The following is a 5,438-nucleotide window of genomic DNA, read 5'->3' as shown; positions in this document are numbered from 1 at the left end:
GAACCATCGAACCCATCATTAGCCTACACCTCTTTTCATGAGGAAGGGAAGAGGGAGGTGACTACGGCGTTGATAACGGAATCAGAGTAAGAGTCGGCAGGACTCGGTTCTTGGGCAGTGGCGTCAGGAAGAAAACTGGCTGTAGGCCGACATGTCGGCCTACAGCCCGATATGAATCGGCAGCAGCTATTCGTTGTCCTTCCAGAACGTCCGTTCGTAGGCGATGGTCATCCAGGCTTCTTCCTCGGTGATCACGCCTCCCTTTATTAGGGCTGGCATCCCGGTGCCGGGACTCCCGTTCTTGATGATCCAGTGGAGTTCTGCGTCGTTCCGTTTCTTGTGAAACTTACAGTTCGTGAAGTTTCGAGGGCCCGGCGACAACAGCATCCCACCAGGGCCATCGCCCGCTCCGGTCTCGCCGTGACAGTTGATGCAGGTCCCCTTGCCTTCATAGAGTTCTTTGCCCTTGGCAATTATCTCGGGTGTGACGGTTATCGGGCTCTTCATTTTTCGTACGTCGGCTCGTTCAGCGTCCGGGACACGCGGCTTCAATGGGTCAGCCTCGGGAGCGGCCCATCCAGCCGTGCTCCACAGGGCAACGGCGACTATGCTGCACACTGTCATGACTAAACGCTTCCCTCTCATGATTCCTCCTTGGTGATAGCACTGATGCTGCCGTCAGATGGCTAGTTCGCGCCGCGCGTTCAGAGGCGCGATTCCGGATGCATGATAACACGATATTGTCCTAAGTGGCAGTGGCCATGTTCCACGGAAAAGCGTTTGGTTTGAATTAAAAGGTGGAGGCTGGTTGCCAGCTTGAGGGGCTCGCCGGCCTGGACTGAGAGGTCCAAGCCGGCGAGAGACTAACTTAAAACAACCGCAGTGTTCATCACTGTCAAGGAACTTCGACGATGTCTTTCTTCATCGGTCCGAGGACGGCGAGCAGTTCGTCCTTTTCTTGCTTCCCGACGTTGAAGGTGTCCAACGCCTTGACAAGGTCCTCCACGAGGGCATTGAAATCGGCGGTCGTGAGTTTCATACCTTTGTGTGTGGTCTTCATATCGCGACCTGTGTAGGTGCAAGGCCCGCCGCTCGCTTGGCACACCTGATCGACTAAGTGCTTGTTCAGTTGCTTGAGATCGGTGGTTGCAAAACGGCCATTGATACGCTTGTCTGCGCCCACATTGCCGATGAACTTGGTGACGACGGCTTGGATGGCTCCCACTCCGCCCAGCCGCTCATAGAGCGACCGTTCAGCGGAAAATGACGTAGTGGCGCTGCTCAATGTCCAGGTGGCCGCCACGGCAACGGCAACCGTCGCTATCTGTTTCGAGAATCTCATGTCGCCTGCTCCTTTTTGTAAGAGTAAAATAACTGACGTCCAGACCCTTGCTTGCTGATTAAGGGGTCCAAGGGGTCAGTGGCATCAAGGTGTCATACTTCTTCGGGTTCTGGTTGGCGACCACTACCGCGATCGCGCCTCGCAAGGCTCCCGTCAGAGAGTGAGTCACGACCGGATACGCTCCCGGTTCATCAACAATCAGATCAAATGTGGCTGCGCTGCCTGGACCGACCACATAGGTCTGGACCCCCGTAAACTTGTTGTGCGGATTGCCGCTCTCGTAGACATTGTCCCAGATTTCGGCGATGGGATGGAGAGAAGAGAACTCGTTCGGGCCGGCATTCACGAAATAGATTCGTACCCGCTCGCCGACCTTCACTTCCAGCGGCTCCGATCCCGGGAAGAAGGGATGGTACTTGAAGACGCCACCGTTAAAGATCTGATGATCAAACTTCCGATCGAACATCGCTTGCACGTTGTCCGGGTTCTTCCACAGCTCGGATTGCACGAGGACGAATTCCCGATCGGCCTTCGGCCAAGCGTTGGCGTCCTTCGGATCGACGATGATCGCGCCGAACATGCCGCGGCCAATGTGCTGGATCATCGGCGGTGCGCCGCAGTGATAAAAGAACACGCCGGGCTTCTTTGCTACGAAGGTGTACTTGATCGTCTCGCCTGGTTTGATTTCGCGGTAGTTCTTCAAGAAGTCGAGCTCAGCGGCGTGAAAATCCATCGAATGCCCGTTGGCGTTCGTAGGAGGATTGACGAGTGTGAAGTTCACGGTATCGCCTTCGGTTACCCGGACGACCGGGCCGGGCATCTGACCGTTAAATGTCCAGGCTTTGTATTTCGTCCCGTTACCGTCGATGACGATTTCCGATTCGGTTGCCGTGAACGTGACATCATGGACCTTTGCACCTGCGGACCCGGGCATCGTGATACACCCGCTGGCTCCTAACAGGACGCCAAGTCCGAGGGTTAATGTAAGCACACGAAACCTCTGCATAGTAGCCTCCCTTTAAATTTTATGGAAAAGAGGCGCTGCACTGACGAGCGCGGCGAATTAAGTCCCTCCACATCACTTACGCCAAGCAGACGCCGGGTCAACTATCTACCAAATTCTACAGAAAAAATACAAAGAAAATTTTCTGCAACGTATCAGCCGAGTACATACTCACCTTCCCTCATGAGAGGGTGGGGCCTTGTCTACGGCACAATGTATACCACCAGATATGCCACCAGAGTTGTTACTGAGTAGGGACCTATTACTTCTGTGCAAAACTAATGATCTATCAAACAATTGGTGAAGTTTCCAAGGTTCAGTTGGGAAGATATCGATCTCGCGGTTCAAGTGGTCAGGAATCAAGGTAAGGATCTAATAAGATACACCCTGTATCTAATACGATTCACTATTTCGTAAGGAAACGTTCCGAAAGTCTTAGGATTCGTTTCAGTAGGAGCGGATGGAACGTCAGTCTCCAGCCATTACAGGGGCCAAATTTTACTCGAAGCGGGGGGTCCAAAGGTTACGACGGTTTGAGATTGTGTTGCGCGATGGCGACGTTCCGGTGAAGCCCATGGAGCTTCGCTCGACGAATCGGGCTTTGTCGAAATACTGTCGCAAAGGTCGTCTCATCCAATGTGGAAAGCTCATTCAGGTCAGGGGAGAGGCTCAGGTTTGAAGGTTGAAAGGCTTCTTCTTGGGTCGGTTCGGCTCGGAGATTGAACGGACACACGTCGAGACAATCATCACAACCGAAGATCTTGTTGCCCATACCTGCTTGGAGGTCATCGGAGATGGTATGGGCATCGCCCCGCAGCTCGATAGTGAGGTATGAAATACAACGAGTCGCATCGACGATGTAGGGCTCTGTGATGGCCCCGGTGGGGCAGGCTTGAATGCAGAGCATGCAGCTCCCGCAGAGGTCGGTCGCCGGTTCGTCAGGTTCCAGCTCCAATGTGGTCAGCACTTCTCCCAGCAGCAGCCAAGAGCCAAACTCGGCTGAAACGAGATTGGAATGTTTCCCAATCCAGCCCAAGCCTGCCTGTTCGGCCCAAGCTTTCTCCATGATTGGGCCGGTGTCGGAATAGGAACGCGTTTTGACGTAAGGTGCCATCTTGTGAATGATCTGTTCCAATTGCTTGAGCCTGGAATCAAACAGTTTGTGATAGTCCATTCCCCAGGCATATCGAGCAATACGGCCGTAGCCAGGCTGTTCGTTGGCACGGTGTTCGGTGAGATAGTTGATCCCCACTGAGATAATTGATCGACAGCCGGGAAGCACCTGGCGAGGATCGGCGCGTTTGTGCGGGTCCCGTTCGATCCAAGCCATGGTGCCGTGATAACCTCGCCGCAACCATTCAGTGAGACGGGCGAAGAGGCGTTCAGGTGCCGCGGTCTCGGAATCAGAACGGTGACTGTTTTCCATGTCCCCGGTAACTGACCCTGCATATTTACTGGACACGTGGGTAATCCCAACCGCATCGAACCCCAGCGCGCGCGCTTCTTGTTTGATTGCTGATGTGGTGGACATGGGATACAAATAAACTTAATGTTGGACGGAGCAATCAAATCTGACACTGAAGTGGGCCGAACATTGGACCGATCGGCATCGGTCGCAGGTGCCGACAATTTTTGTTTTCCAATCGGTCACTCTTTCATCAAACCGGCACTGCAGTCGGCCGCCTTTCGAGATCGTGGTCCAGGGCTGCTTGGTTCCGGGAATGGAGGCGACACGGCATCCTTGTGGGAACGGAACATGGCAAGGGCGGCCGGGTTCACCTTTTTCCATTGAAAAGCTACATGACAACTCCGTTGTGGCTCCCGAGTCCTCTATCTCCTGTGCCGTCATGTCGACGGAGGGAACGAGAAGTATCAAGAGCAGCAAAACGGACAGGCTCAACGCGATGCGTCCAATCGTCATAGGCATCAACGATAACACAGTCCGTTATCTTGCGGCCACGGAGAGGGCCGCGTAAAATCGTCACGCCGGCTTCTATTCAACCAATGGAGGCTCCATGCTCGCGACACGGATTACGCAAAAAGAGGGCACCTTCTATTTCATCGCGTACAAGGCCGGTGCGCTCTTGGACAAAGTTCGGTTCACCAGCCGGTATTACTTCGAGGGTGAAGAGATCACCCAAGCCAAGATTTCAGAGCATGACGACGTGGCGCAGTTTATTGCGGGAATCGAGCGGAGCGAGAAGGGATTCCAACGGAGCTTGAATCGGCAGAAGATCAAGCAGATTGTCAATTTTTATGAAACGGTCGTGGCTCAACCGATGATTCCCGGCACCGTGCTGCTGTTTACCGACGAAACACTTCGCTTCCAAAAAATGGACGGCTCCGATTCAATCGGTCACCTCAGCGAGCCGAAGGGAAAGTATCTGGTGATTGACGGGCAACATCGGCTCGCCGGGCTCCACTTTTTCCACGATAAATATCCGGATCACAGCGCGCAGGTCGAAGTGCCATGCCTCTTGTTCGACGGCAGGAGTGCCGACTTTGCGACGGAGATGTTCGTGATCATCAACTCCACCCACACACGGATCAACCGTTCGCATTTGGTCGATCTCTATGAGAAGGTCTCATGGGAAAGTCCTGAAAAGAAATTTGCCGCCAAAGTCGTGAATCTCTTATACGGCGAACCGGACTCGCCGTTGCAGTACAAGATCACTCGCCTTGGAGGGCGGAGCAACCCGGAAAACTGGGTTCTGCAATCCGAGGTGTTCAACGAGTTGCTGAAAGTCGTGACGGTTCATAAACGCTGGATGGAATCCCACTTGGGGATGAAGGCCGAGCGCTGCTATGCGCTGGTGCGCGACTACCTGAAGGGGGTCAAGGAGGTCATGGGCGAGATCTGGGGACAGAACGACCGGTACATGTTTACTCGCGACGTGACACTCAAGGCGTTGATTCGCGTCCTGGACGATCTGATCGTGGATCGCAAGCTCAGCAATGATTGGGACGAGCAACGCTCGCACAAACCGTTTGCCGAGATCGTCAAACCCTGGGCTCCTCTGACGAAGGAGTTCCGCGCCGACGGATTCTATGAGCGATTTCCCGCCAAAGGACAACTTGAACGGGTACGAAAGA

5 protein-coding genes are annotated in these 5,438 nt (G+C 54.1%); 1 reads left to right on the top strand and 4 read right to left on the bottom strand.

Features of this window, described 5'->3' with window-relative positions:
• Positions 1 to 186: 186 nt before the first annotated feature.
• The 4 genes from ACOSYY_RS03140 to queG all read right to left on the bottom strand — a co-directional run bounded on the left by ACOSYY_RS03140 (position 187) and on the right by queG (position 3,876).
• Positions 187 to 645, bottom strand: coding sequence for a c-type cytochrome (locus tag ACOSYY_RS03140; RefSeq protein WP_421660815.1), 459 nt, complete (start codon positions 643 to 645; stop codon positions 187 to 189).
• Between the two features lie 250 nt (positions 646 to 895).
• On the bottom strand, positions 896 to 1,342 hold the full coding sequence (locus ACOSYY_RS03135; protein ID WP_421660814.1) for a group I truncated hemoglobin: 447 nt from the start codon (positions 1,340 to 1,342) through the stop codon (positions 896 to 898).
• Positions 1,343 to 1,400: 58 nt separating this feature from the next.
• Positions 1,401 to 2,348 (bottom strand): multicopper oxidase domain-containing protein, encoded by a 948-nt coding sequence (locus ACOSYY_RS03130; protein WP_421660813.1) that lies wholly within the window; start codon positions 2,346 to 2,348, stop codon positions 1,401 to 1,403.
• A 520-nt stretch (positions 2,349 to 2,868) separates the two neighbouring features.
• On the bottom strand, positions 2,869 to 3,876 hold the full coding sequence (queG, locus tag ACOSYY_RS03125; RefSeq protein WP_421660812.1) for a tRNA epoxyqueuosine(34) reductase QueG: 1,008 nt from the start codon (positions 3,874 to 3,876) through the stop codon (positions 2,869 to 2,871).
• A gap of 484 nt (positions 3,877 to 4,360) precedes the next feature.
• Between queG and ACOSYY_RS03120 the strand changes: the two genes are divergently transcribed.
• Positions 4,361 to 5,438 (top strand): DGQHR domain-containing protein (locus tag ACOSYY_RS03120; protein WP_421660811.1); only part of this gene is annotated, 1,078 nt, incomplete at its 3' end.

The sequence above is a fragment of the Nitrospira sp. BLG_2 genome, assembly GCF_049222245.1.
This window is presented reverse-complemented; position numbering and strand designations above follow the sequence as displayed.